This is a genomic window from Deinococcus radiopugnans ATCC 19172, from assembly GCF_006335125.1.
Lineage (GTDB): Bacteria > Deinococcota > Deinococci > Deinococcales > Deinococcaceae > Deinococcus > Deinococcus radiopugnans.
In genome coordinates this window covers 292445-316313 of record NZ_VDMO01000002.1, presented here as the reverse complement: position 1 = coordinate 316313, position 23869 = coordinate 292445, and the positions used below count along the sequence as shown (strand labels likewise).

Below are 23869 nucleotides of genomic sequence, written 5' to 3'. Positions count from 1 at the left end.
GGACGGAAACCGTATCACCGCAATTTATTCAAGGAGTCCCCATGTCATCCCTACCCTTTTCCGCCACCAACTGGTCTGACCCCGAAGACGGCTTCTCGGCCACCTTCTACGAGAAATACACCTCCCAGCTGTGGTTTCCCGAGGAAATCCCGCTGAGCAACGACGCGCTGGTCTGGAAGACGCTGGGGGACGCCGAACGCTGGACGTACATCCACGCCTCGGCAGGGCTGAACGCGCTAGACACCTTGCAGGGCGAGGTGGGCATGCCGGCCCTGCGTGGACTGGTGGACGGCCACATCCGCAAGGCCACGCTGCAATTCCAGGGCATGATGGAGGACATCCACGCCCGCAGCTACAGCCTGATGAACAAGACCTTTTTAACCACCACCGAGGAGCGCGAGGTCTTCGAGTGGGTGCGGACGCAGCCTCACCTGCAATTCAAGATCAGCTTCATCCAGGGCGTCTTTCATGACCCCGACGTGTCCACGCTGGGCCTGTGGAAAAAGATGGCGGTGTCGTGCATGCTGGAAACCGCACTGTTCTACAGCGGCTTCTTCTACCCGCTGTATCTGGCCGGGCAGGGGCGCATGGTCTCGGCGGGAGAGATCTTCAACCTGATCATCCTGGACGAGGCGCTGCACGGTGTGTATGTGGCGCTGCTGGCGCAGGAGAAATTCACCCTCCTCAATGCCGCCGAGCAGGCGTACGCCAGGGCGTGGTACGCCGAAACGCTGCAAACGCTCTACAGGAACGAGCTGGCCTACACCGACGTGCTGTACGCGGACGTGGATCTGGCTGGCGACGTCAAACGCTTTATCCGCTTCAACTTCAACGTGCTGGCCGACAATCTGGCGCTGAAACGCACCTTCCCTGACGAGGACATCAATCCGGTGGTGCAGAACGGCATCGGGGCGCGCGGCACCACCCACGACTTCTTCAGCGCCAAGGGCAGCAGCTACAGCAAGCTCACCACCGAGGCGCTCACCGACGCCGACATTGACGCGCTGTGGGCGGGCCACTTTCCTGACCTCCAGCCCGCCACGAGGGTCAGTCATGACTGATTCGCAGACCCCGATGCCCCCCTTCGTGCTGCTGACCCAGGACGACTGCCCGAACTGCGAACGCCTGAAGCTGATGCTGGAAAAGCCGCTGAGGGGACAGTTCGACGCCCAGATCGAAGTGCTTCACCGCCAGCGGCACCCCGAGGCCTTCTCCGCCCTGACCGAAAGCAGCGGCGTAAGGAGTACCCCAGCGCTGATCCACCGGGCCAGCGGGAAGGTCCTCCTGAACACTGGAGGACTGGGCGAGGTGCGCAGCTTTCTCCTGACGCCCCATGCCTGATAGGGGTCAATTCCGGCGCTCCCGAACCGCAGTCACCTGATCACCGACGGCTGTTCCACCTCTCGGCCAGTGCCCAGCCCGAGCATCTCTTACCGGTACCCTCAGACACTGGCCTGGGCTTTTGCCTTTGCCGCCTGGTCCGGCCACAATGGGGCCATGAAGCGTCTGTCCCTCCTGGTCCTGCTGTGGCTGCTGCCCGTCGGCACCGGACCGTTGGGAGCTTCGGCGGGCGGCGCAAAGGGAGCCGCAATGACCACGACGACAACGCAGGATCAGCGCAACCGCCAAGTGCTGCAGGCCGCCGAGAACGGTGATCTGGAACAGCTTCAGACTCTATTGAGGGCGGGCGCATCTGCCAACGCGGCCGACAGCACCGGGCGCACCGCGTTGACCTGGGCCGCCAAGGGGGACCATGTGGCGGTGGCCCGCGCCCTGATCGCGGCGGGGGCCAAGCCCGATCCCCAGGACAACGGGCGCAGCAACGCGCTGCTGGTGACGGGCGAAACGGGCAGCGTGGCCATGTTGCGCGAGGTGCTGAAGGCCAACCCTGACCTGACCCGCACCAACCGTTTCGGCGGCACGGCCCTGATTCCTGCCGCCGACCGGGGCCACCTGGCCTATGTGCGCGAGATCCTGCGGACCACCGACATCGACGTGAACCACGTCAACAATCTGGGCTGGACCGCCCTGCTGGAAGCCGTGATCCTGGGTGACGGCGGCCCCACGCACACCGAGATCGTGCGCGAACTGCTGGCCCACGGCGCAGACCGCCAGATCGCGGACCGCGAGGGCGTCACCCCGCTGCAACACGCCCGACAACGCGGTTACGCGGCCATGACGACGCTGCTTGAGGACGGGGCCAGCCAGAGCCAGGAGGACCAGCGCTGACGCTGGCGCTCCATGCATTCTGCTCAATGCATCCCGCGCCGCCGGGAGAGCTTGCGGTGGTACATCCGCTGATCGCTGAGCCTCAGCAGGTCGCCGGCTGTCTGGGCATCCTGCGGGTACTGGGCGTGTCCCATGCTGGCGCTGGCGTCCTCGAAGCCCTGGCACCGCAACTGCTCGTGAACCTGTCCCAGGCGGTCTCGCAGCGCGGCCTCGTCAAGCGGTTGGGTGGTCACGATGGCAAACTCGTCGCCGCCGATCCGGTAGGCCAGACCCGCCTCGCCGAACGCCTGAGTAAGCGACAGCGCGAACGCCTGAAGGAACCGGTCGCCCTGCGCGTGCCCCTGTGCGTCGTTCACGGCCTTGAGGCCGTCGAGATCAAAGGAGAGGACGGTGAACGGGGCGCGGCTCTCGGCAGACTGCCTGAGGGTGCGCTCCAGTCTTTGCTCCAGCGCCCGGCGGTTGCCCAGTTCGGTCAGGCTGTCGGTCAGGGCCAGCCGCTCGGCCTCCTGCCGGGCCTGCTCCAGTTCTCGGGTGCGCTCCACCAGCAGTTGCTCGAAGACCGTCAGCACATGGCTGGCGTCCTCCTGCTCCAGTGGCAACGGTTCCTCGCCCCAGTCGCCGCTGTGGGTGTCGGGCTGCGTCAGGACCTCCACGGCCGTCTCCACCAGATCCGGATCGAAGTGACTCCCGGTCTGCCGGCGAATCTCGTCCAGCGCCTCCTGCGTGCTCCAGGCCGCCTTGTAGGGCCGCACCTGGGTCAGGGCATCGAACACGTCGGCCAGCGCCACGATCCGGCCAGACAGCGGAATCTGGGTGGCCTGCAGCCCCCGCGGGTAGCCGCTGCCGTCCCAGCGCTCGTGGTGGGTCAGGGCAATTTCCTCGGCCAGCCGCAGCAGTTCCGAGCGTCCGCCCGACAGGATGCGCGCCCCGATCAGGGTGTGGGTCTGCATCTGGCGGAATTCGGCGCTGTCCAGCTTGCCCGATTTGAGCAGCACGCTGTCGGGAATGCCGATCTTGCCCACGTCGTGCAGCCGCGCCGCGATGCCCAGCACGTTGGCCCGCCCCTCCGGCCAGCCCAGGGCCAGCGCAATCCGGGCCGAGGTGCGCCCCACCCGCCGGGTGTGTTCCCCGGTGGTGTCGTCACGGTATTCGGCGGCCATGGCCAGCCGCGTCACCACTTCCTGCTGGGCGCGGGCCAGCTCGGCAGTCCGCACGCGCACCTGCTCCTCGGCGCGTTGCCGGCCCTCATGCTCCACGTCGGTGCGGACCCGGTAGATCTCGGCGTCGTGCCGGGCACGCTCGACCTCGAACTGGATACTGAGGTTGCGGGTCTGCCGGTCACGCTCGGCATTGAACAGTTCACGCTCGATACGGGTCAGCTCGCGGCTGTGGGTCAGTGCCTCGGCCAGACTGCCGCGCCGCTCGAAATACTCGGCCAGCGCCTCATGGGCCTCAGCCTGCTCCTTGACCGACTGGATGCCGACAGCCAGTTCCAGGGCCGCGTTCAGCTCCTGATGGGCCGCATCCAGCTCGCCCTGGCGCAGATGCAGCCGCCCCAACTGCAAGCGGACTTCCAGTTCACCCTGCTTGGAGCCGATCTCCAGCGCGATCACCAGCGCCTCACGGATGGTCTGCGAGGCCAGCGCGAGTTCTCCGGTCTGACTGTACAGGTTGCCTAGGCTGTCCAGCGCGCTCAACTCGCCCACTTGGTACCTCAGCTCTCGGCTTAGTTTCAGGGCCAGCTGCAAGTATTCGAGTGCGCGGTCAAACTGTTGCGCGTCTAGACAGCACATGCCGAGGTTAAGGCTGGCCGTGGCCTGCATCCGCCGGTCCCCAGACCCCACCGCAGACTTATAGGCCGCCTCCATCACCTCAATGGCCAGGTCGTTGTCCCCCCGCATGCTGTGGACGTGGGCCAGATTGTGCAGGATGGGGGTTTCCAGCTTGAGGTCGGCCGGTTGCGTTTTGTAAAGCGTGTAAGCGCGGGTCAGTGACCTGACGGCCTCATCGTACTGCCCGAACCACATCTGAATATTGCTGATGTTGATCAGGCAGTGAATCTGCCCCGTGACGTGCTGCTCGTCTTCCCGCAGTTGCAGGGCCTGATGCAACAGCCCAAGGGCTTCCGTCACCCTGCCCTGATGGTGGTTGACGATGGCAAGATGGTTCAGCGCCGTTGCCTGGATGCCCTGGCCCTCTGGCTCGTTCTGCGCGAGACGAACCGCCTGTTCCAGATGCCATGCGGCCTCATCGAACCGTCCGAGATCAAGCTGCAGCTTGCCCGCAAGGCTGTGGGCCTCGGCCCCGGCAATGGGTTGGTCCAGTCGTTCAAAATGCTCGGTGCTGCGGCAGAACGCAGCCAGCGCCTCCGCTTGCTGACCACTGGCCAGGAGTGCCCGGCCCAGCAACACCTGGCTTTCGGCAGCCTCACTGGAACCGGGAGTCCCGGCCAGAGCGCAGCAGGTCTGCGCCAGCGCCAGCGCCTGCGCCGGATCGACGTCCAGTAATTCGGGGATGGCGCGTTGCAGGGCCTGAAGCTGGGTCTGGGGCGGCCCAGGTGGCGGCGCAGACGTGGAGCGGCGGCTGATGGTCATGCTGGGTGCTCCTCAGTCGTCGCTGGCAGAGTCGAGGAACCGCACCAGATCCAGACGGCCCTTTTCCCCCAGCTTGTCCTTATACGGATTGTTGGCACTGATTTTGTAGATGTCCGCCGCATTCTCGGTCATCTCCTCGATCAGTTCCCCTGAAGCGAGCTGCTGTCCCAGTGCCAGTGCCAGACCGCCGCTCGCCATCGGCGCGGCCATCGAGGTGCCGCTCCAGGCCGCCATCCGTCCGTCCGGTGCCGGGGCATACACGTTTTCGCCGGGGGCCACCAGTTTCAGTTTGTCCGAGTAGTTGGAGAAGCTGGACTTGACGTCGTTCAGATCGACGCTGCCGACACTCAGGCTGTAATCGCCACTGTCTTTGGCCGTTGCGTCCGCTGCCGGATAGGTGATCTTGTTCAGGTTGCTGTTTCCTGCTGATGACACCACCAGCACTCTGCTGCGCGTGACCTTTTTAATGGCGTCCTGCACAATCTTTGAGTTCTCACTGCTGCCCAGGCTCAAGTTGATGACGTTGGCCCCGTGGTCGGCGGCCCACAGGATCGCCCGCGCCACCATGATCACGTCCCCGGAACCGTCCGAGCCGAGAACACGCAGTGGCATAATCTTTGCGCCTGGGGCCACCTGCAAGACGATGCCCGCGACATTGCTGCCATGCCCGTAGCCGCCGACGCCGAAGGTGCCCTCGTCTTGTGGCATCGTGTCACCATCGTAGAAGTCATACCAAGTGGATGGAGCCGAGAGTGAATTGCTGAAGGCAGGATGCTGGAGGTCCAGACCAGTGTCGATGACGGCCACGGTAACACCCGCGCCCAACTTGGGGGCCATGTGCTGCGCTTCTTCCAAGCGAATCTTCTGCCACAGCTTGGTGTTCTCGGGTAGCTGAGTGAATTGTCCACCCGCCCACATGCTGATTCGTCCACCCGCCCACATGCTGATTCGTCCGCCCGCCCACATGCTGATTCGTCCGCCCATCGTGGCCGTCATTTTTCCGCCGCCGCCGAAAACATCCTTGTTCGGCTCGATGTACATCGTCCGGTCACTCTGGGCACGCAGGGGCTGGCCGTCCGCCTGCGACTTCAGGCCCATGATGGCCATGCAATTGATCTCGTCGCCGCTAGAACACCCGTCTTCAGCCCAGCTCAACACCGCGCCGCCCACGGCAGCGGCCAGGCTCTGCGGCGTATCCCCGGCCTGAAGGGGAACCATAGCAACCTGGACAAAGCGTTCCTGGGCAACAGGCGTAGCGGCAGGGGGGGGCGTGCTGGGCACGTCGGCAGTAGGGGCCGTGTTGGAACATGCAGACAGCAGACCAAGCGTCAACAGGCTGAGAGCGGCAATCTTGTTCGTCATGGTGTGTCTCCTTGCAATCGGGCATACAGGATGAGCTTTAGGCCTTTGAGCTTGCCTGACGTCCTCTTACAGATTTCACACCCGATTTGAGAGAAATTTCATGAAGCGACTCCGCTAGCCTGAGATGGATATTCCATCGGCTAAAGGGCTAACCAGGCTACACAATGTTAAGTTTTCTTCATTTTGAGAGGACGTGATAGCGAGAGGTTCGATACCTCAGAGGTCTGCGAAGTGTGGAGTCGACTTGATCTCTGACGTTCGGATCTAAAGTAAAAGAGTGCCTCTTCCGTCGTTTGGTCGGAAGAGGCACTCTTGTTTTGTCAAATACAGCTACACGGTGAGATCAGCCTGCCCACATGCTCATCTTCCCGTCCATATGCACCCCACCTGCGGGCGTGTCGCTCTGGGCGCTGAGGGGGCCGGCAGAAGCCGTGCCCACCAGCACCAGGGCCGCGATAAAAGCGGTCATCAATTTCTTCATTGTTCACCTCCTGGGTTTTGGATGGCTGGAGATGAACAGCGCCCAGTTCCAGGCTGTCAACGATTTGCGTGCTGATTGGGGGGGTGTTTAGCAGGCGTCGGGGGGGGTATCGGCGTCAAGCAGCAGCAAGCGAATCTGCAATGCATCCGCTCCAGAGCCAGACTGTCTCAACGGCCTGTGGACTTAGCGGGCCGCCCCAAAAAAGCTAGAAGCCCTTCTGAATTTCAGAAAAGGCCTCCGGCTGTTGGAGTCTGCTCAGCAGAACAGAGTTGGGTTGCGTTGAACTTTATTCGCTGACAGGCAGCGTGACCACTTCTGGGAAGGCCTCAGTGTTCAGACGGGCGATCTGGGAATCCAGGTACTTCTGAGCGGCCTCGCCGGACAACTGTTGGCGGATCAGCGGCGCGGCCTCGGCCAGCGGGGGTACGCCTGCGTCGGTGCGCTTGGTGACCACCAGAACGTGGTACCCGAAGTCCGACTTCACCGTCTGAACCTCGCCGACTGGCCCGCTGAAGCTGGCCTTGTCGAAGGTGTCCACCATCTGCCCCGGACCAAAGCAGCCCAGGTCACCGCCCTGCGGCGCGCTGCCAGGGTCCTGGCTCTTCTCGGCGGCGATCTTGGCGAAGTCCGCGCCACCTTTCAATTCCGCCACAATGGCCTTGGCCTCGGCCTCGGTGGGCACCAGGATGTGCTTGACGCAGGCTTCGGCCTCGCGGCTCAGCGCGTCGCGGTTCAGCTGATAATACCCGGCCACCACGGCGTCCCCGAACTTGAACCGCTCCTGCAGACTGTCCAGGTAGGCCCCCACCAGGGCCTGCCGTCCCAGCTCGGCGCGCAGGTCTTCAGGGGTGCGGTAGCCGGTGGCGGCCAGCGCCTCGGCGAACGCCTCATCGGTCTCGAAATTGCCGCGCGCCTCCTCAAACTGCTGGTCCACGGCGGCCTGATCCACCTTGGCCCGCGACTGGGCCAGCTGGGTTACGGCGCGGTCCCGCAGAAACTGCTTGAGGAATTCCGGGCGGGCCTCGGCGAACTCGGCCAGATAGGAGTCCTCGAAGGGAATGCCCTGGGCGTTGACCACGCGGGCGGCGGCGATGCGGAACGCCTGATCGAAGTCCGCCAGGGTGTAGGTCTGCGTGCCCACCTTGCCCACCACCGCTGCCGGATCGCCCGTACTGACCGGCGCTGCGGGGGCAGCGGGCGTTTCGGGGGCTGGGGTGGTGCTTTCCGGGGCGGTGGGGGCCGGCGCAGGAGCGGGAGGAGCGGTCTGGGCCAGGGCGACGCCGCCGAGCAGCGCCAGGGTCAGCAGGATTTTCTTCACGCCCGGCAGTTTAGCCTGCGCGGCGACGAGGGATGGTGGCACAGGGCGGATGCGGCGGGCCGACGCCCCGATGCCGGGACGCGCGGGCGCGTGTCGCCGCCCCCCCTGATACAATCCGCCCCGTGCGCCTGAAGCTCCTGGAAACCACCGATCCGCGCGTTTACGACGACGCCGTGCGGAGTATGCCGATCACCAGCGCCCTGCAGGGCTGGGGCTACGGCGAGGCGCGGCGGGTGCTGGGCCAGATCCCCATGCGTTTTCTGATCGTGGACGACTCGGGGCGCACGGTAGGGGCACTGCAACTGCTGCGCAAGCGGCTGGTGCCGGGCTTCAGCACGCTGTACGCGCCGCGCGGCCCGGCGCTGGAAAGCCTGGAGTTGCTGCCCGCCGTGGCCGAGGCGGTGAGGGCAATCGCCAAGCCGGGCGACGCCCTGCTGAAGATCGAGCCGCCCGTGCCGATCAGTGCTGGGCCGCTGCCCGCCGAGGAGGGCAGCCAGATTCCAGAGGCTTACGGCCCGTTCCGCCGCGCCGAGTCCGAGCAGCCCGAACACACCATCCTGGCGGACCTGAGCCGCACAGAGGACGAACTGTTCGCCGGCCTGCACAGCATGGCCCGCCGCAACGTCCGCACCGCGCAGAAGCTGGGCGTGGTGGCGGGCCGCGACGACGACTTCGGTGCCTTCTGGGAGATCTTCACCGCCACCAACGAGCGGGCCAAACTGGGCGCGTATCCCCGCGCGTACTACGAAACCCTGCTGCGCGAGGGCAACGCCCACGGCGGCGAGGCGTACCTCGTGCTGTCGCGGCACCAGGGCAAGGCGCTGGCGGGGGGCTTTTTCCTGGGCATGGGCAGCGGCACGTATTACCTGTTCGGCGGCAGCGTGCGCGACGACCGCGTGGACGAGGCGGGCAAGCCGCTGAAAGACAGCAAGGCCCCCGACGCCTTCTACTGGAACGCCATGCTGGACGCCAAGGCACGCGGCTACACGTTGTTCGATTTCTGGGGTATTCCGCGTGTTCTGGACGAGGAGAAGCACTCGTTCGGGGTGTTCAAGATGAAACTGAAATTCAGCGAGCAGCGGGCGTGGTACCCCGCCTACGATCTGCCGCTGAATGCTGCCGCCCCGGCCATCGTCAAGGCCCTGCGCTGGCGCAAGACGCAGAACAACAAGCGCAAGCGCGGCAGTGCTGAGGACGTGCTGTAGGGACGCTCCTCGCAACTTGACCCGCCCTGCCAATACGACGGGGAGCGGGTGAGTCAGTTCATCAGCTTCATGTCACGGGGCACCGCGCCCAGCAGCACGTCCAGACGGTCCAGCAGGCCAGGAGCACGCAGGGCGTCCTCGCGGCCCTGGCCGCCCAGGCCCGGCAGCAGGTTGGCGGCAAAACTTGCGAGCAGCGTGGGGTCTTCGGGGGCGTTGGCGCGGATCAGGTCCGCCTCGGCGGGGCGCAGGCGCAGCAGGTCGCTGAGCAGCTTGCGGGCGCTGGCCTGCACCACCTGTTCCTGACCGGGCGGGGCGGCCTCCAGCGGCCACAGCCGGACCTCGGCACTCAGGTAGGGGTGGCTGAAGTCGAAGGCCTCCACCGTGAAGCGCTCGCCGCCCACCACCACGATGGTGCTGGTGCCGTCCTCGTGGGTCTCGGCCTGCTGCAGGTGTGCCAGCGTGCCTACCCTGGAAACCCGCTCATGAAAGGGCGTCGGGATCTCCTCCGAGGTGTCCAGGATCTGCACGATGCCGAACGGCTCGCCGCTGGCCTGCGTCTGCGCGAGCAACGCACGGTAGCGCTGTTCAAAGACGTACAGCGGCAGCACCACGCCTGGGAACAGCACCAGGTTGGGCAGGGGAAACAGGGGAACGGTCATCTGGCCCTCATGGTGCGCCCGATGTGCCGCAGGGACTTGAGCGCACCCCACAATAGAACCGTAAAAAGCGCGGGGATTCAGCCGGATTGTTCGCTGCCACCATTCTTTTTCACACGTCTGGCCCGTCTGGGTGGGGGGGGCGGCGGGGCGTTCCAGGCCTGCAACTGCGGCGCCGACGCGCCCAGCTCCAGCAGCGTCTGGGTGTCCTGCGGCGTCAGCGCCGCGCCCGGCAGCAAGTCGGGGCGCCGCGCCAGCGTTCGGGCCAGCGCCTGCTCCCGCCGCCAGCGGGCCACTGCGCCGTGGTTGCCGCCGCGCAGCACCTCCGGGACGCTCTGGCCGCGCCATTCGGGCGGGCGGGTGTATTCAGGGTAGTCCAGCAGGCCGCTGCTGAAGCTGTCGGTGCGGTGCGACTCGGGGTCACCGATCACGCCGGGCCGCAGGCGGGCCACCGCTTCCAGCACGCAGGCCGCCGCCGCCTCGCCGCCCATCATCACGAAGTCGCCGATGCTCAGCTCACGGGTGACCAGACCCTCGGTGCGGGCGTCGAAGCCCTCGTAGCGCCCGCACAAAAACGCCAGATGGGCTTTTTGCGCCAGTTCCTCGGCCACCGCCTGGGTAAAGGGCTGCCCCGCCGGGGTCAGCAGGATCACCTCGTCCGCCGGGGGCAGGCTGGCGAGGGCGCGCTCGGCCACGTCCACCCGGATCACCATGCCCGCGCCGCCGCCGTAGGGCGTGTCATCGACTTTCAGGTGCCGGTTGTCCGAGAAGTCGCGCAGGTGCACCAGATTCACGTGCAGCAGTCCGCGTTCCCTGGCCTTGCCGAGAATCGCCTCGCCCGCGAAGGGGGCCAGCAGCTCCGGAAAAAGGGTTAAAAACGAGAAGGTTAACATGGAGAAAGGCTCAAGCGCCGTCCCGATCCGGTTCGGCTATGTTCTCGTCGGCCTCGCCCAGCAAGCCTTCCGGCGCGTCGGCAGTCAGCGAGAGCGACTGCGGGCGCTGCTTGGCATTCAGGTGGACCGTGACATATGGCGCCTGCAGCGGAATCAGCGCCTCCCCGCCGCCGTGCGTGACCACCAGCAGGTCCTGATGTCCGGCGTCCAGCACATCTTTCACCGTTCCCAGTTCCACACCTTCCGCGTCGCTGAGGGTCAGGCCGCGCAGTTCGTGGAAGTAGTACACCCCGTCTTCGGGGATGGGCAGTTCGTCGTCGGCGGCGTAGACGTTCAGGCCGCGCAGCGCCTCGGCCCCCTCGCGCGAGGACAGGCCCGCCAGTTGCAAGGCCACGCCGGGAGCCAGCGGGGTGGTCCGCATGATCTTGAGCCAGCCGCGTCCCTCGACGTAGACCCGTTTGAGCCCCCTAAACTGCGCGGCGTCTCCCAGCACGTACACCTTGACGCCTCCCTGGACGCCGTGCGGTCCCAGGAAGTGACCCAGGCGGGTGACTTCGGTGCCGGCGGTGTTCGCTTCGCTCATGGTCAACCCTTGCGCGGGGCGTCCAGATCGACGTTCACGCGCTCGCGGGGATCGCTGGCGGCGCGCACCAGCGTGCGGATCGCCTGAATGACGCGGCCCTGCCGTCCGATCAAGCGGCCTTCCTCGCCGGGGGCGACGCGCACCATGACGGTGGGGCCGCGCTTGACCACGCGCACCAGCGACGGCTGATCCACCACACTTTGTGCCAGGAACAGGGTCAGGTCAGTCGGATCGCTCTTCATGGCGTGCATTCTAAAGGGCGCGGTGTGACGCAACGCTGACAGGGGAGGGGCCGGCATGAAAAAAGGCCCCCGCAGGGGCCTCTCGTCTTGAAGTGTGCGCTCAGGAGAACTTGACGCCCTGGGACTTCAGCAGGCGGCGGGCGGTGTCGGTGGGCTGCGCGCCGACGCCGATCCAGTACTGGGCGCGCTCGGCGTTGACCTTCAGGTACGTCTCGGAGGTCTTGCGGGGGTCGTAGTGACCCAGGTTCTCGATGTAGCCGCCGTCACGGGAAACGCGGCTGTCGGTCACGACGATGCGGTAGTGGGGGTTGTGGGTGGAACCGAAGCGGGACAGGCGAATCTTGACCATGATGGAAAACCTCTGATGTATTTCGGTGATGTTGAAGGTGTTGCACCCGCAAGGATGGCGGGGATCATACGGGCCGACAGCAGCCAACCGGGCCGCGCACCGAAGAAGAGTATCAGAGCCGGGGACCGGGAGGCAAGAGGCCGCGCTCCCTCTGCGCCGGGCCGCTGGGGAGAGGGGGTGCCTGAAGCCGCCATGAATGCCCGGTCAAGGGGCCTGAAGCTCAACCGGCGCCAGGCCAGGCCGCCGCCCTCCAGGATAGGCGGTGAGCGCCCATGACCCAGGCCCCCTTCCACAACCGCCAGGACGCCGGACGGCAGCTCGGTGCCCACCTGATCGGCCTGCACCCCTGGCCGGATACCGTGGTCCTGGGCCTGCCGCGCGGGGGCGTGCCGGTGGCCGCCGGGGTGGCCCGTGCGCTGGGCGCCCCACTGGATATCTTCGTGGTCCGCAAATTGGGATTGCCGGGCCACGCCGAGGTGGCGATGGGGGCCATCGCGCCCGGCGGCGTGCGCGTGCTGAACGATGAGCTGGTGCGGGGCCTGGGCGTGTCGGCAGGGGCCATCGCCGCCGCCGAGGCCCGCGAGGCTGCGGAGCTGGCCCGCCGCGAGGCGGTGTACCGGGCGGGCCGCGCGCCTCTGGGGCTGGCCGGACAGACCGCACTGCTAATCGACGACGGCGTGGCCACCGGCTTTACCCTGCGGGCGGCCCTGCAGGCGGTGCGGGCCTTGCTCCCCCCTCCTCTGGCCCCTGCCCGCGTGGCGGTGGCCGTCCCGGTGGCCCCGCCCGAAACCTGCCGGGAGCTGGAGTCGCTGGCCGACGAGGTGATCTGCCTGCACACCCCACCTGGGTTCTCCGCGGTGGGGCAGTTCTACCGCGACTTCGCCCAGACGACCGACGCCGAGGTCCGCGCCTGTCTGGACCGCGCCCACGACCCCTGAAGCCTGAGAGGGAGGACCGACCATGACCCAGCCCGACGACACCATCACCCGCGTCCTGCAGGCGGCGGCCCATCCGTTGAGCGGCGCCTCCAGCGATTATGACGGCCTGCTGGAGCGCACCGGAGACGCCCGTTTCGTCCTGATCGGCGAGGCGTCGCACGGCACGCACGAGTTCTACCGCGAGCGCGCCCGTCTGACGCGCCGCCTGATCGACGAACGCGGCTTCACGGCCGTGGCGGTGGAGGCCGACTGGCCCGACGCCTACCGCGTGAACCGCTACGTGCGCGGTCAGGGCGAGGACGGCGGCGCCCTAACCGCGCTGGGCGACTTCGAACGCTTCCCGCGCTGGATGTGGCGCAACGAGGACGTGCAGGACTTCGTGGCGTGGCTGCGGGATCACAATCGGCGGCGGCCGGGGCAGATGGTGGGCTTCTACGGCCTGGACCTGTACAGCCTGCACCGCTCGCTGGCTGCGGTGATCGGGTACCTGGAGAGCGTGGACCCGGAAGCGGCGGACCGGGCCAGACGGCGCTACGCCTGCTTCGAGGAGTTCGGCGACAACCCGCAGGCCTACGGCTACGCCACCGAGTATGGGCGCTGGGAGCCTTGCGAGGATCAGGCCGTCGCGCAGCTGCTGGAACTGCGGCGGCGTGAGGCCGAGCTGGCACGCGGCGGCATTCTGGCCGAGGACGAACACTTCTACGCCGAGCAGAACGCCCGCCTGGCCGCCAACGCCGAAACGTACTACCGCTCGATGTTCCGGGGGCGTGACCAGTCGTGGAACATCCGCGACTCGCATATGGCCGAGACCCTGGCCGCCCTGCTGAGACACGGCGAGGGCCAGGGCCGTCCGCAGAAGATCGTGGTCTGGGCGCACAACTCGCATCTGGGCGACGCGCGGGCCAGCGAGATGGGCTGGCGGCGCGGCGAACTGAGCCTGGGGCAGCTGGTGCGCGAGCGCTGGCCGGAGGACACCTTCATCGTCGGGCAGACCACCCACGCGGGCCGCGTGACCGCCTCGGACGGCTGGGACGCGCCCGCCCGGGCCAGGACGGTGCGCCCCGGACTGGAAGGCAGTCTGGAAGACCTGCTGCACAGGGTAGGGGCGGGCGGCAGTCAAAACTTCTGGCTGGATCTGCGCGATCAGGCCGTGGCGGCCAGCCTGGGCGCCGAACGGTTGCAACGCTTTATCGGCGTGATCTACGCCCCGCAGACCGAGCGTTACAGCCACTACGTCCACACCTGCCCGGCGAGGATGTACGACGCCCTGCTGCACTTCGACCACACGGCGGCGCTGGTGCCGCTGGACCGCACGCCGGGCGAGCAACCAGCCCGCGAGGTCCCGGACACCTTTCCGACCGGCGAGTAGGGAGCTGGCAGTAGAGGAGCGGTGGCCCTGTGCCATGCTGCTGCAAAGGAGCGCTGATCTTTTCATGAGCGACACCCCGTCCAGAGACATCCCGTCTGGCGATCCCCATTCCAGGCAGGCCGAGCTGCTTGGCCTGCTGGCCGCCCAGGTGGGGGCCCACAGCCGCCTGCCGGTGTACCTGCAGCTGCGGCAGGCGCTGGCGCAGACCATTCACGACGGCACGCTGCGGCCCGGCGACGCTCTGCCCGCCGTGCGCGCGGTGGCCTCGGCACTGGGGCTGGCCCCCAACACGGTGGCCAAGACCTACGCCCTGCTGCAGGACGACGGCCTGACCGAGAACCGCGCCGGAGCAGGCACGCGGGTGCGGATGGACAGCGCGGCGGGCCAGCGCGGCGCCCTGCTGGACCTGCGCCGATGCCTGCAGGAGTTGAGGGCCGCCGGGATCAGTGCACAGACCCTGCGCGCCATCACCGAGGAAGAACTGGCAGATTAATCGTCCATAAGTGTACTTGGTACACAATCGGCGGGCAGGGTAGGATGAGCCCCATGACCTCAGCCACCGAAGCGAGTCTCGAACAGCTCAGCATCAACACCATCCGCACCCTGTCCATCGACGGCGTGCAGGCCGCCAACAGCGGGCACCCCGGCGCGCCGCTGGGCATGGCCCCGATGGGCTACGTGGTCTGGCAGGATTTCCTGCGCCACAACCCCAGCAATCCGCACTGGCCGGGCCGCGACCGCTTCGTGCTGTCGGCGGGGCACGCCAGCATGCTGATCTACAGCCTGCTGCACCTGACCGGCTATGACATGCCGCTGCAGGAGCTGAAAAACTTCCGGCAGTGGGGCAGCAAGACGCCCGGCCACCCGGAGTTCTTCCACACGCCGGGGCTGGACGCCACCACCGGGCCGCTGGGCCAGGGCGCGGCGATGACGGTGGGCATGGCGATGGCCGAGCGCCACCTGGCCGCGCAGTACAACCGCGAAGGCTTCGAGATCTTCAACAACTACACCTACAGCATCATGGGCGACGGCGACCTGCAGGAGGGCGTGAACCACGAGTCCGCCGCGCTGGCGGGGCACCTCAAGCTGGGCCGGCTGATCTGGTTCCACGACGACAACCGCATCCAGCTGGACACCGAGACCGAGAAGGCCGAGTCCGAGGACACCGCCCAGCGCTACCGCGCCTACGGCTGGGAAGTGCTGAAGGTGGAAGACGGCACCAACCTCGAAGAACTCCGCGCGGCGATCATCAACGCCCGCAACAACACCTCTCAGCCCACCCTGATTCAGGTGCGGACCATCATCGGCTTTGGCAGCCCGCGCGCCGGGACCAGCAAGGCGCACGGCGAGCCGCTGGGCAAGGAAGGCGTGGAAGCCACGAAAGCCGCGCTGGGCTGGGACTATCCCCCCTTCACGGTGCCGGACGAGGTGGCCGCGCACATGGACGCCCGCGAACGCGGCGCGGCGCAGGAGCAGGAGTGGCAGGCCCTGATGGACGCCTACCGCGCCGCGCACCCGGATCTGGGCAAAGAGGTGGACGCGCTGCTGGCCCGCGAACTCCCGGCCAATCTGGAAGGCAGCCTGCCCAGCTACGAACCCGGCGGCAAGGCGATGGCGACACGCAACGCCAGCGGTGAGGTGATCAACGCGCTGGCCGCCGTGGTGCCCGGACTGATGGGCGGCAGCGCGGACCTTTCGGGCAGCACCAAGACCACCATCAAGGACGGCGGCATGCTGAACCACGACCACTACGCCGGGCGCAACGTCTACTTCGGCGTGCGCGAGTTCGGCATGGCCGCCGCCGCCAACGGCCTCTCGCTGTACGGCGGGGTGCGCCCGCTGGTGGGCACCTTCCTGGTGTTCGCCGATTACCTCAAGCCCGCCTTCCGTCTGTCGGCCATCCAGATGCAGCCGGTGACCTATGTCCTGACCCACGACAGCATCGGGCTGGGCGAGGACGGCCCCACCCACCAGCCCATCGACCAGCTCGCCATGCTGCGCGCCGTGCCGGGAGCGCACGTCATCCGCCCCGCCGACGCCAACGAAACGGCTACTGCGTGGCAGATGGCCCTGGAATACGAGAAGGGGCCGACCGCGCTGGCGCTGACCCGCCAGGACCTGCGCATCCTGCCGCGCAACCCCGAAGGCGTGAAGAAGGGCGCGTACGTGGTGCAGGACGCCGAGGACCCCGCCGTGATCCTGGTGGCCAGCGGCTCCGAAGTGGGGCTGGCACTGGACGCCGCCGAGGCGCTGAAAGGTGAGGGCACCGCCGCCCGCGTCGTCTCGATGCCGTGCATGGAAGTCTTCCGCGAGCAGGATGGAGGCTACCGCGACCGCGTGCTGACCCCCGGCGTCAAGCGCGTCGCCATCGAGGCCGCCGCCAAGTCCCCGTGGTACGAGTGGGTGGGCCTGGACGGCGCGGTCATCGGCATGGAGACCTTCGGGGCCAGCGCGCCCGCCGACATCCTGTTCGAGAAGTTCGGCTTCAGCGTGGAAAACGTGGTGAAGGTGGTCAAGAGCATTCTTTGAGCCCCGTCTCCGCACAGAAAGTCCCCCGGCGAGATGCTGGGGGACTTTCTGTTGGGGAGACGGGCGCAGGTCCGAAGTTCGGCTACCGCCCGCGCCGCCGCATCACCGCGCGTTCCAGCCACGTGATCACGGCGTAGATCAGCACGCCGAAGAGGATCAGCAGGGCGATGGCGGCGAACTGCGCGGCCTTGTTCTGGTAGGTGCCGGCCACCTGCACGGCCAGCCCCAGCCCCTCCTGGTTGGCGTCCACGAATTCCCACACCACCGCGCCGATCAGGGCGAGGCTGGCGGCCAGACGCAGGCCGCCCAGCATCACCGGCAGGGCGCCGGGCAGTTCCAGCCGCGTCAGGCGCTGCAGCGCGGTGGCGCGCAGGCTGCCGAACAGCTCGTAAAAGGTGCGGTCCACCTCGCGCACGCCGACCAGGGTGGCGATCATGATCGGGTACAGGGCGCTCAGGGCCGACACCACCACCGCCGGCACGAAGCCGAAGCCCAGCCACGACACCAGCAGCGGCGCGAGAATCACGATGGGCGTGCTCTGCGCGGCGATGATGAATGGGCTGAAGAAGCGCTCCAGCGGCCGGAATTTCGCCAGCGGGTACCCGATCACCACGCCCACCAGACCCCCGATCACCAGCCCCGCCAGCGCCGTGCGGGCCGTGACCCAGAAGGCGGCGGCCAGCTCCGGAAAGGTGCCCGTCAGTTCGCGCCACACGGCGGCGGGCGTGGGCAGCAAGAAGGGCTGGTTCAGACGGGTGGCGGCCAGCTGCCAGCCCAGCAGGCCCAGCGCGATGGCCGCCAGCGGCAGCAGCCCCGACAGGCTCAGGCGCTCGCGGGCGGGCGTTCGCAGCCGGGTGCTGTCGCCGGTGCCCAGCACGCCGCGCAACCTTGCTTCCAGGCCGTCGGTGTAGGCGCTGACCCGGCCCTCGCCGCGCGTGTCCAGGATCTCCACGATCCGGCCGTTGCGCAGCACCGCCACCCGGTCGGCCAGCCACACCGCCTCGCGGATGGAGTGGGTCACCAGTACGGTGGTGCGCCCGGTCTTCTCGTGCAGGTGCCGCAGCTCGTCGTTGAAGCGCTCGCGCACCAGGGCGTCCAGGGCGGCAAACGGCTCGTCCAGCAGCAGCACGTCGCCGCTCTGGGCCAGCGCGCGGGCCAGCGCCACCCGCGCCCGCATGCCGCCCGACAGGTGCGCCGGGAAGTAGCCCGCGTAGGCGTCCATGCCCACCAGATGCAGCGCCTCTTTCGGGGGCAGGCCGCCTCCGGCCCCCAGATCGGCGGGCAGGGCCACGTTGCGCAGCGCCGTGCGCCACGGCAGCAGGCGGTAATCCTGAAACACCAGGGCCGGGGCCGACTCCACCCGAACCGTGCCGGACAGCGGGGCCAGCAATCCGGCGATCACCCGCAGGAGGGTGCTTTTGCCCCCGCCACTGGGGCCGATCAGCGCCAGGAATTCGCCCCGGCGCACGTCCAGCGTGACGCCGTTCAGGATCATCTCGCTGCCCAGGCGCACACTCACGTCCTCCAGCACGATGGGCGCGTCGGCGGGTGGGGCAGGCGGCTGTTCGGCGGCGGGGGCGCTCATGCTTCCAGCGGCTCCTGAAGCTGTGGCTCCTGGGCGGGCGCCCGGCGGGGACGGCCCAGCGTGTTGACCAGCACCACCCCGGCCACCGCCACCGCGCCGCCCAGCAGCGTGACGGGCCGCGGCAGCTCGCCCAGCCACACCATCGCGATCAGAATAGCCAGCACCGGGCTGACGTAGAGAAACGACGTGGTGGTGCTGGCCGGCACCCGTGACAGCGCGAAGGTCCAGGTCAGGTACGCCAGCGCCGAGGGAAACAGTCCCAGGTAGATCAGGGCCAGATGGGCCGAGAGCGGCGCGGCCCGCAGCTCGCCTGCAAAACCGGGCAGAAAGACCAGCAGGGGCAGGGCGCCCAGCAGCAGGGACCACACCGTGAAGTGCAGCGGATTCATGCGCCGCAGCAGCGGTTTCTGAAACACGAAGTAGATGCTGGTGAACAGCGCCGCGCCCAGGATTAACAATGCGCCCTGCGTGAAACTCACGCCCTGACCGCTGCCCAGCACGATCAGGGCCACGCCGCCCAGGCTGACCAGCGTGCCCAGCCAGCCCAGCGCGTTCAGTCGCTCGCCCCCAAACCGGGTGGCCAGCAGCGCCGTGATCACCGGCCCCGCCGCGATGATCAGGCTGGCGGTGCCGGCGGGCACGCTGACCTCCCCGGAATTGAGCAGGACGTGGTACAGCGTGATGCCCATGAAGCTGAGGCCGAAGATGCGGGCCAGATCGCCCTTTCCAGGCAGCGGAATGCGCGTGACCAGCGCGTACACGCCCAGCGCCACCGCCGCCACCCCAAAGCGGTACAGCGTCAGGTGGCCCGGCGAGAACGCCTCCAGGCCTGCCCGGATGCCCGCAAAAGCCGAGGCCCAGAACACCAGGGTCACCAGGATGGCCGTCAGCGACAGGGGGTCCAGACCTTCGTGGTGGGGGGACGGGAGAGCGCTCATACGCCCGCCAGCCTAGAGCATGGCGCGGGTTTGAAGGGGGAGTCGATCCCGCCTTTTACCCTGCCGGCCAGCCTGAGCCTTTCCAGCTCAACCCCAGGTCAAGGGCCGCACACCTTCTGCCGGCAGAAGTGCGCCAGGATACCCCCACCACACATTCAGGACTTCACATTCAGGACCTTCAGGAGGTCACGCCACATGGGAGAAGGAAAACCCGCCAGCACCCCCATCGACATGGATACCCACGAGGGCGGCGCGGCCAGCACCTACGGGGCCAACACCAACCTCGATCCACAGTTGCAGGGTGGCCCGGCCACCGCCTCTGACCGCGCGGCCACCGACCAGATTGAGGAGCAGCATGAACAGCAGGGCACACCCGGCGCCGAACCCGAGTCTCCCGAATCCTGACCCTCAGGTGAGGCGGGCGCCGCAGCCGGACGCGCACATTCTGGATTGGTTTACCTTTCACCGCTTCCCCACCCCCAACCCGTAGACTGCCGCTGAACGGAGGATCAACCATGACAAAAACAGAAGACAGTGGAATGGACCAGACCCGTCTGATCGGTGGCGCAGCCGGCGGTGCCCTGCTGCTGATGGGCCTGCGCAAGCGCGGTGTGCTGGGCCTGGGCATGGCGGCGGTGGGCGGTTACCTGGCCTACCGTGCGGCCACCGGCAATGATCCGGTGATGGCGGCGGTGGGCGGCGGCGGCGCGGCCACGGCCAAGCCCATCTTCGTGGAGCACAGCGTCGTGATCGACCGGCCCACGCAGGGCGTCTACGACTACTGGCGCAAGCTGGAAAACCTGCCCCGGATCATGAGCCACCTGGAAAGCGTGACCGAGCTGGACGACAAGCGCAGCCGCTGGGTGGCCAAGGCCCCGCTGGGCACCCACGTCGAGTGGGAAGCCGAGATCGTCAACGACAAGCCGGGTCAGCGCATCGGCTGGCACTCGCTGCCCGGCGCCACGGTAGACAATGCGGGCAGCGTGCAGTTCGAGGAACTGCCCAACGGCGGCACCCGCGTACACGTGGCCCTCAGCTACCGCCCCCCGGCCGGACCGCTGGGCGCCGCCGTCGCCAAGCTGTTCGGCGAGGAGCCCAGCCAGCAGATCGCCGAGGACCTGCAGACGTTCAAGGCCACCTTCGAGGGCAGCGACAAGAACTGAGCCGTCACCGGATGCAGCGAGGCTGGGGCATGTACGTCCCAGCCTTTTTTCCGGTCGGGCGAGGCGGATCTGGGGACTGGCTTGCCCATGCCACAATGCCTGGATGACCGCACCCCTCCCCGGAACTGCTGGCGCGCGGCAGGTGGCCCTGATCGCACACGACAAGAAGAAGCTGGAACTGGCGATGTTCGCGCTGGCCCACCGCGAGACCCTGGCGCGCTTTCATCTGGTGGCGACCGGCACCACCGGGGGCATCCTGCACAAGCAGACCGGGCTGACGGTGGAGCGGGTGCTGTCCGGCCCGCTCGGCGGGGACCAGCAGATCGGCGCGCGGCTGGCCGAGGAACGGGTCCTGGCGGTGTTCTTCTTCCGTGACCCGCTGACTGCCCAGCCCCACGAGCCGGACGTCAGCGCCCTGGTGCGGCTGTGCGATGTGCACGACATTCCGCTGGCCACCAACCCGGCCAGCGCCCAGGCGCTGATGCTGTGGCTGCGCGAGCAGATCCACGCTTCGGAGTGAGCGCCCTCAGCGGGCCACCACCGCGACGTAGACCTCTGCAATGCCTGCCGCGTGCAGGGCGTCTTGACAGGCGATAAGGGTGCTTCCAGATGTCATCACGTCGTCGAGCAGCAGGATGGGTCCAGGGGGAAGCCGACCCGGCCTGACTGCGAAGGCCCCGGCCATCTCGTTGCGCCCCGCGGCGTGCTGCCGGGCCTGCTGAGCTGTGGCGCGGGTCCGGCGCAGCGCCTCCACACACGGTACGCCCAGTTGACGGGCCACCTCACGGGCCAGCAGTTCCGCCTGGTTGTAACCGCGCTGGCGCTGCCGGGCCGGATGCAGCGGCACCGGCACCACCGCGCCCACGTTCCACTGCGGCGGCACACCTGCGGCCAGCGCCCCGCCCAGCACGCCGGCCAGCTCACGCGCCCCGCCAAATTTCAGGGCGCGGACGGCCCGGCGCGGCACGCCCCGGTAACGGCCCAGGCTCACCAGATGCGGCTGCGGACGGGGACGCAGTAGACTGTGGGATTCCACCTGCGCGTGCAATCCGGCGCGGCACGCGCGGCACAGGCCCACCTCGGCGCCCAGTTGCGCGCCGCAGCCGGGGCAGGCGCGGGGCAGCAGGGCCCGCCACCATCCGGCCAGCCGGTCGTTCACGCCGCGCCAGTCGCCACCAGCTCATCCAGGAACAGCGGCGGCGTGGTGTCCTCGATGCGTTGCCACGCGCGGGACAGTCCGTCCGGGTCCAGCATCGGGGCCGCCAGGGTCAGGCACGCCAGATGGTGGGCGCAGACCTGCTGCACGCCGCTGTGGCCCAGCCGCGCGCGTTCGCTGGCGGTCAGCAGCGCGGCGAAGGCGTCGGGCCGGCCCAGGGCCGGGTGACTGCCTTCGTGAATGGCGGCCCGCAGAAAGGCGGCCACCTCGGCGGGATTCAGCCAGAACCCGAACATCAGCGTGTCGGACAGACCGTCCAGTCGGTGCATCCGGGCAGCGTCCAGCCCGTGCTTGATCAGGCTGCGCGCCAGATCCTGCCGCTCGTTGCGCGTGGCGGCGTATTCGGGCAGGGTCAGCTGTTCGCCCCCCGGCGCCACCCGCCCGCCCACGGCGGCGCGCAGGCGGTAGGCCAGCACGTAGCCCTGATACTCGCGCAACAGCTCCGACACCGGGACACCGCTCATGGAGGCAGTCTAGCGGGCCTGGGCGGGGCGGCACGGTGACTTTGGCGCGGTTGCTCCCGCCCTATTCCGCCCTGCGCGGCCCTGCAGCGCACCTGTCTATTCAACCCCGGCGCCGCCGGGACAAACGCTGAGCCGGCCCCCGCGTAGGCTGGGCAGATCAGAGCCGGACAATTCAACGGGGCCACGGTCCAGAGGAGCAATGAACCAGACGATGCATCTGCTGAGGCGGGGCTATGAATTCGAGTACCGCACGGTGGGCGGGGTGAACGGCGACGCCCAGGCGGACCTGTGGGTCACGGTGAGCGGCAGCCGCGCCGTGCTGGTCTTGAAAGGCTGCCCGGTCGACGACGCATCGGCCGCCCTCAAGAGCCTGCATCACACCTGGCTGCCCTACCTGCTGCGCCCCGACACGCAGATGCTGGCGCTGGCCCTGTATCCCCGCCGCGAGGGCACCAAGACCCGCGCCCTGGTGCTGCCGCTGAGTGCCTGAGGGCGGCGTGGCAACCGCTGCGTTTCAACCGTAGAGCAAGGGGGCTGGTCAACTGTGCCCGTTGGGTCTGTCAGTCCCACTCTGGTTGACCGTCGCCGCCCCGCCCGGCGGCCACGCTGAACGTGATCTCCGGCAGTAGAACGCACGCCGCGCGGCTGAGCCACTGGCCCCGGTGCTAGCCTGCCGGGTATGACCGCTTCCGAGCCGAACGCTGCGCTGACCCCGATCGTGGGCACGCTGCATGCCCTGCAGGTGCCGATTCCCTACCCCATGAAGACCGTCACCGTGCTGCTCGATCGGCCGGAAGACGGCCCGGTCACGATGATCGATACCGCGCTGGACACCCCCGAGGCGCAGGCCGCCATTACGGCAGGTCTGAAGGCGTTAGGTCTGGGCTGGGGAGATGTCGAGCGCGCCATCATCACCCACCACCACCCGGACCACTACGGCTTGGCGGGCGTGGTGGAGGAACGAGGCGGTGCGGACGTGCAGATGCTGGACGTGGAGATCGGGCGCGGCGAGCGGTACTGGCACCTGTGGGAGGAGTGGCTGCCCGGCCATCTCAAGCACATGCGCGATCACGGGCTGCCCGCCGAGTCGCTGGAGGGCATGGGCGCGGACAACCGCCGGGGCCGGGACCGGGTGCAGCCTGCCCAGCACGTCACGCCGCTGCGCGAGGGCCAGACCGCGACCCTCGCCGGGCGCGACTGGGAGGTGCTGTGGCTGCCCGGTCACGCCGACGGCCACCTGGGGCTGTGGAATGCCGAGGACAGCCTGCTGATCGCGGGGGACGCCATCCTGCCGCGCATCAGCCCCAATATCGGGCTGTACGCCTACACCCGCCCCGATCCGCTGGGCGACTACCTGCAGACGCTGGGCAAGCTGGAAGCCCTGAATCCCGCGCAGGCCGTCGTGGGCCACCACGGCCCGGTGATGTCGGGGGTGCAGGCCCGCGCCCGCGAACTGCGGGGCCACCACCACGAGCGGCTGGACTTCATCAAGGCCGAGGCCGGGCGGGAACCCCGCAGCGCCTATGACCTGTCGCTGGCGATGTTCAACCGTGACCTGAACGTCAGTGGACGCCGCTTTGCCCTGGCCGAGACGCTGGCCCACGCCGAACACCTGCGCCTGCTGGGCCAGCTGTACCGCACCTGGCAGGAGGAGGAGGGCCGGTGGATTTACCACGCCTGAGCGGAGGCACCGTCAAACCGGCCAAAGAGCGCTTTGTTCCGGTTGGGCCTGCGGCCACGCACTATACTTCCGGG

26 protein-coding genes are annotated in these 23869 nt (G+C 68.0%); 13 read left to right on the top strand and 13 right to left on the bottom strand.

Annotated elements, in window-relative coordinates:
- Nucleotides 1-41: 41 nt before the first annotated feature.
- The 3 genes from FHR04_RS02950 (at nt 42) to FHR04_RS02940 (ending at nt 2229) form a co-directional block, all read left to right on the top strand.
- The gene (locus FHR04_RS02950; protein WP_139400638.1) at nt 42-1061 is read left to right on the top strand and encodes a ribonucleotide-diphosphate reductase subunit beta; all 1020 of its coding nucleotides are present in this window, start codon (nt 42-44) and stop codon (nt 1059-1061) included.
- Nucleotides 1054-1341, top strand: a complete 288-nt coding sequence (locus tag FHR04_RS02945) for a thioredoxin domain-containing protein (RefSeq protein WP_139400636.1) — start codon at nt 1054-1056, stop codon at nt 1339-1341. The genes FHR04_RS02950 and FHR04_RS02945 overlap by 8 nt, the downstream gene beginning before the upstream one ends.
- A 156-nt stretch (nt 1342-1497) precedes the next feature.
- On the top strand, nt 1498-2229 hold the full coding sequence (locus FHR04_RS02940; protein ID WP_249038938.1) for an ankyrin repeat domain-containing protein: 732 nt from the start codon (nt 1498-1500) through the stop codon (nt 2227-2229).
- A gap of 23 nt (nt 2230-2252) precedes the next feature.
- Here FHR04_RS02940 and FHR04_RS02935 read toward each other — a convergent pair whose 3' ends face one another.
- The 4 genes from FHR04_RS02935 to FHR04_RS21760 all read right to left on the bottom strand — a co-directional run bounded on the left by FHR04_RS02935 (nt 2253) and on the right by FHR04_RS21760 (nt 7984).
- Nucleotides 2253-4823, bottom strand: a complete 2571-nt coding sequence (locus FHR04_RS02935; protein ID WP_139400634.1) for an HD domain-containing phosphohydrolase — start codon at nt 4821-4823, stop codon at nt 2253-2255.
- Between the two features lie 12 nt (nt 4824-4835).
- Complete coding sequence (locus FHR04_RS02930) at nt 4836-6185, bottom strand: S8 family serine peptidase (RefSeq protein ID WP_039681812.1); 1350 nt, start codon at nt 6183-6185, stop codon at nt 4836-4838.
- 343 nt (nt 6186-6528) lie between these two features.
- Entirely contained in the window at nt 6529-6666 is a 138-nt protein-coding gene (locus FHR04_RS20850; protein WP_156122962.1) for a hypothetical protein, read from the bottom strand.
- Between the two features lie 286 nt (nt 6667-6952).
- Entirely contained in the window at nt 6953-7984 is a 1032-nt protein-coding gene (locus FHR04_RS21760) for a peptidylprolyl isomerase (RefSeq protein WP_139400633.1), read from the bottom strand.
- Nucleotides 7985-8106: 122 nt separating this feature from the next.
- Between FHR04_RS21760 and FHR04_RS02920 the strand changes: the two genes are divergently transcribed.
- Nucleotides 8107-9189: a lipid II:glycine glycyltransferase FemX gene (locus FHR04_RS02920; RefSeq protein ID WP_170213827.1), complete on the top strand. Its 1083-nt coding sequence runs from the start codon at nt 8107-8109 to the stop codon at nt 9187-9189.
- A 53-nt stretch (nt 9190-9242) separates the two neighbouring features.
- On the opposite strand, the gene FHR04_RS02915 is transcribed toward FHR04_RS02920, so the two are convergent.
- The 5 genes from FHR04_RS02915 to rpsP form a co-directional block, all read right to left on the bottom strand.
- The gene (locus FHR04_RS02915) at nt 9243-9848 is read right to left on the bottom strand and encodes an LON peptidase substrate-binding domain-containing protein (RefSeq protein ID WP_039681817.1); all 606 of its coding nucleotides are present in this window, start codon (nt 9846-9848) and stop codon (nt 9243-9245) included.
- A 77-nt stretch (nt 9849-9925) separates the two neighbouring features.
- Entirely contained in the window at nt 9926-10738 is an 813-nt protein-coding gene (gene trmD, locus FHR04_RS02910; protein ID WP_139400631.1) for a tRNA (guanosine(37)-N1)-methyltransferase TrmD, read from the bottom strand.
- A gap of 10 nt (nt 10739-10748) precedes the next feature.
- Nucleotides 10749-11321: a ribosome maturation factor RimM gene (rimM, locus tag FHR04_RS02905; protein ID WP_139400630.1), complete on the bottom strand. Its 573-nt coding sequence runs from the start codon at nt 11319-11321 to the stop codon at nt 10749-10751.
- Between the two features lie 2 nt (nt 11322-11323).
- Nucleotides 11324-11563, bottom strand: coding sequence for a KH domain-containing protein (locus FHR04_RS02900; protein WP_039681821.1), 240 nt, complete (start codon nt 11561-11563; stop codon nt 11324-11326).
- Between the two features lie 100 nt (nt 11564-11663).
- Complete coding sequence (rpsP, locus tag FHR04_RS02895; RefSeq protein WP_039681822.1) at nt 11664-11912, bottom strand: 30S ribosomal protein S16; 249 nt, start codon at nt 11910-11912, stop codon at nt 11664-11666.
- Between the two features lie 272 nt (nt 11913-12184).
- Here rpsP and FHR04_RS02890 point away from each other — a divergent pair, with 272 nt between their 5' ends.
- The 4 genes from FHR04_RS02890 (at nt 12185) to tkt (ending at nt 16748) form a co-directional block, all read left to right on the top strand.
- Complete coding sequence (locus FHR04_RS02890; RefSeq protein WP_039681823.1) at nt 12185-12850, top strand: phosphoribosyltransferase; 666 nt, start codon at nt 12185-12187, stop codon at nt 12848-12850.
- A 22-nt stretch (nt 12851-12872) separates the two neighbouring features.
- Nucleotides 12873-14219: an erythromycin esterase family protein gene (locus FHR04_RS02885; RefSeq protein WP_139400628.1), complete on the top strand. Its 1347-nt coding sequence runs from the start codon at nt 12873-12875 to the stop codon at nt 14217-14219.
- A 64-nt stretch (nt 14220-14283) separates the two neighbouring features.
- Nucleotides 14284-14712: a GntR family transcriptional regulator gene (locus FHR04_RS02880; protein WP_170213826.1), complete on the top strand. Its 429-nt coding sequence runs from the start codon at nt 14284-14286 to the stop codon at nt 14710-14712.
- Nucleotides 14713-14765: 53 nt separating this feature from the next.
- The gene (gene tkt, locus FHR04_RS02875) at nt 14766-16748 is read left to right on the top strand and encodes a transketolase (RefSeq protein WP_139400626.1); all 1983 of its coding nucleotides are present in this window, start codon (nt 14766-14768) and stop codon (nt 16746-16748) included.
- A gap of 82 nt (nt 16749-16830) precedes the next feature.
- On the opposite strand, the gene FHR04_RS02870 is transcribed toward tkt, so the two are convergent.
- Nucleotides 16831-18333 carry an ABC transporter permease subunit gene (locus FHR04_RS02870; protein WP_139400624.1) on the bottom strand — a complete coding sequence of 501 codons (1503 nt, stop codon included), beginning with the start codon at nt 18331-18333 and terminating at the stop codon, nt 16831-16833.
- Nucleotides 18330-19271, bottom strand: a complete 942-nt coding sequence (locus FHR04_RS02865; RefSeq protein WP_139400622.1) for a DMT family transporter — start codon at nt 19269-19271, stop codon at nt 18330-18332. Before FHR04_RS02865 ends, FHR04_RS02870 begins: the two co-directional genes overlap by 4 nt.
- A gap of 195 nt (nt 19272-19466) precedes the next feature.
- Between FHR04_RS02865 and FHR04_RS02860 the strand changes: the two genes are divergently transcribed.
- The 3 genes from FHR04_RS02860 to FHR04_RS02850 all read left to right on the top strand — a co-directional run bounded on the left by FHR04_RS02860 (nt 19467) and on the right by FHR04_RS02850 (nt 20954).
- Nucleotides 19467-19676: a hypothetical protein gene (locus tag FHR04_RS02860; protein ID WP_039681833.1), complete on the top strand. Its 210-nt coding sequence runs from the start codon at nt 19467-19469 to the stop codon at nt 19674-19676.
- 110 nt (nt 19677-19786) lie between these two features.
- A complete protein-coding gene (locus FHR04_RS02855) occupies nt 19787-20434 on the top strand; it encodes an SRPBCC family protein (protein WP_139400620.1) in 648 nt (215 codons plus the stop codon).
- Nucleotides 20435-20537: 103 nt separating this feature from the next.
- Nucleotides 20538-20954 (top strand): methylglyoxal synthase, encoded by a 417-nt coding sequence (locus tag FHR04_RS02850; RefSeq protein WP_139400618.1) that lies wholly within the window; start codon nt 20538-20540, stop codon nt 20952-20954.
- A gap of 6 nt (nt 20955-20960) precedes the next feature.
- Here FHR04_RS02850 and FHR04_RS02845 read toward each other — a convergent pair whose 3' ends face one another.
- Both FHR04_RS02845 and FHR04_RS02840 read right to left on the bottom strand, forming a co-directional pair.
- The gene (locus tag FHR04_RS02845; RefSeq protein WP_249038937.1) at nt 20961-21593 is read right to left on the bottom strand and encodes a ComF family protein; all 633 of its coding nucleotides are present in this window, start codon (nt 21591-21593) and stop codon (nt 20961-20963) included.
- A complete protein-coding gene (locus tag FHR04_RS02840) occupies nt 21590-22114 on the bottom strand; it encodes a hypothetical protein (protein WP_139400616.1) in 525 nt (174 codons plus the stop codon). The genes FHR04_RS02845 and FHR04_RS02840 overlap by 4 nt, the downstream gene beginning before the upstream one ends.
- A 199-nt stretch (nt 22115-22313) precedes the next feature.
- On the opposite strand from FHR04_RS02840, the gene FHR04_RS02835 reads away from it, so the two are divergent.
- Together FHR04_RS02835 and FHR04_RS02830 are read left to right on the top strand one after the other, a co-directional pair.
- A complete protein-coding gene (locus tag FHR04_RS02835; RefSeq protein WP_249038936.1) occupies nt 22314-22604 on the top strand; it encodes a hypothetical protein in 291 nt (96 codons plus the stop codon).
- Between the two features lie 189 nt (nt 22605-22793).
- Nucleotides 22794-23795 (top strand): MBL fold metallo-hydrolase, encoded by a 1002-nt coding sequence (locus FHR04_RS02830; protein ID WP_139400614.1) that lies wholly within the window; start codon nt 22794-22796, stop codon nt 23793-23795.
- Nucleotides 23796-23869: the final 74 nt, after the last annotated feature.

Bases quoted from the DNA above. Each gene is read 5' to 3' on its own strand.
- FHR04_RS02915 (WP_039681817.1), bottom strand. From the start codon at position 9,848: ATGACCGTTCCCCTGTTTCCCCTGCCCAACCTGGTGCTGTTCCCAGGC.
- FHR04_RS02835 (WP_249038936.1), top strand. From the start codon at position 22,314: ATGAACCAGACGATGCATCTGCTGAGGCGGGGCTATGAATTCGAGTAC.
- FHR04_RS02855 (WP_139400620.1), top strand. From the start codon at position 19,787: ATGACAAAAACAGAAGACAGTGGAATGGACCAGACCCGTCTGATCGGT.
- FHR04_RS02945 (WP_139400636.1), top strand. From the start codon at position 1,054: ATGACTGATTCGCAGACCCCGATGCCCCCCTTCGTGCTGCTGACCCAG.
- FHR04_RS02870 (WP_139400624.1), bottom strand. From the start codon at position 18,333: ATGAGCGCCCCCGCCGCCGAACAGCCGCCTGCCCCACCCGCCGACGCG.
- tkt (WP_139400626.1), top strand. From the start codon at position 14,766: ATGACCTCAGCCACCGAAGCGAGTCTCGAACAGCTCAGCATCAACACC.
- FHR04_RS02850 (WP_139400618.1), top strand. From the start codon at position 20,538: ATGACCGCACCCCTCCCCGGAACTGCTGGCGCGCGGCAGGTGGCCCTG.
- FHR04_RS02950 (WP_139400638.1), top strand. From the start codon at position 42: ATGTCATCCCTACCCTTTTCCGCCACCAACTGGTCTGACCCCGAAGAC.
- FHR04_RS02880 (WP_170213826.1), top strand. From the start codon at position 14,284: ATGAGCGACACCCCGTCCAGAGACATCCCGTCTGGCGATCCCCATTCC.
- FHR04_RS02830 (WP_139400614.1), top strand. From the start codon at position 22,794: ATGACCGCTTCCGAGCCGAACGCTGCGCTGACCCCGATCGTGGGCACG.
- FHR04_RS02840 (WP_139400616.1), bottom strand. From the start codon at position 22,114: ATGAGCGGTGTCCCGGTGTCGGAGCTGTTGCGCGAGTATCAGGGCTAC.
- FHR04_RS20850 (WP_156122962.1), bottom strand. From the start codon at position 6,666: ATGAAGAAATTGATGACCGCTTTTATCGCGGCCCTGGTGCTGGTGGGC.
- FHR04_RS02940 (WP_249038938.1), top strand. From the start codon at position 1,498: ATGAAGCGTCTGTCCCTCCTGGTCCTGCTGTGGCTGCTGCCCGTCGGC.
- FHR04_RS02930 (WP_039681812.1), bottom strand. From the start codon at position 6,185: ATGACGAACAAGATTGCCGCTCTCAGCCTGTTGACGCTTGGTCTGCTG.
- FHR04_RS02935 (WP_139400634.1), bottom strand. From the start codon at position 4,823: ATGACCATCAGCCGCCGCTCCACGTCTGCGCCGCCACCTGGGCCGCCC.
- rpsP (WP_039681822.1), bottom strand. From the start codon at position 11,912: ATGGTCAAGATTCGCCTGTCCCGCTTCGGTTCCACCCACAACCCCCAC.
- rimM (WP_139400630.1), bottom strand. From the start codon at position 11,321: ATGAGCGAAGCGAACACCGCCGGCACCGAAGTCACCCGCCTGGGTCAC.
- FHR04_RS02885 (WP_139400628.1), top strand. From the start codon at position 12,873: ATGACCCAGCCCGACGACACCATCACCCGCGTCCTGCAGGCGGCGGCC.
- FHR04_RS02890 (WP_039681823.1), top strand. From the start codon at position 12,185: ATGACCCAGGCCCCCTTCCACAACCGCCAGGACGCCGGACGGCAGCTC.
- trmD (WP_139400631.1), bottom strand. From the start codon at position 10,738: ATGTTAACCTTCTCGTTTTTAACCCTTTTTCCGGAGCTGCTGGCCCCC.
- FHR04_RS02900 (WP_039681821.1), bottom strand. From the start codon at position 11,563: ATGAAGAGCGATCCGACTGACCTGACCCTGTTCCTGGCACAAAGTGTG.
- FHR04_RS02860 (WP_039681833.1), top strand. From the start codon at position 19,467: ATGGGAGAAGGAAAACCCGCCAGCACCCCCATCGACATGGATACCCAC.
- FHR04_RS02865 (WP_139400622.1), bottom strand. From the start codon at position 19,271: ATGAGCGCTCTCCCGTCCCCCCACCACGAAGGTCTGGACCCCCTGTCG.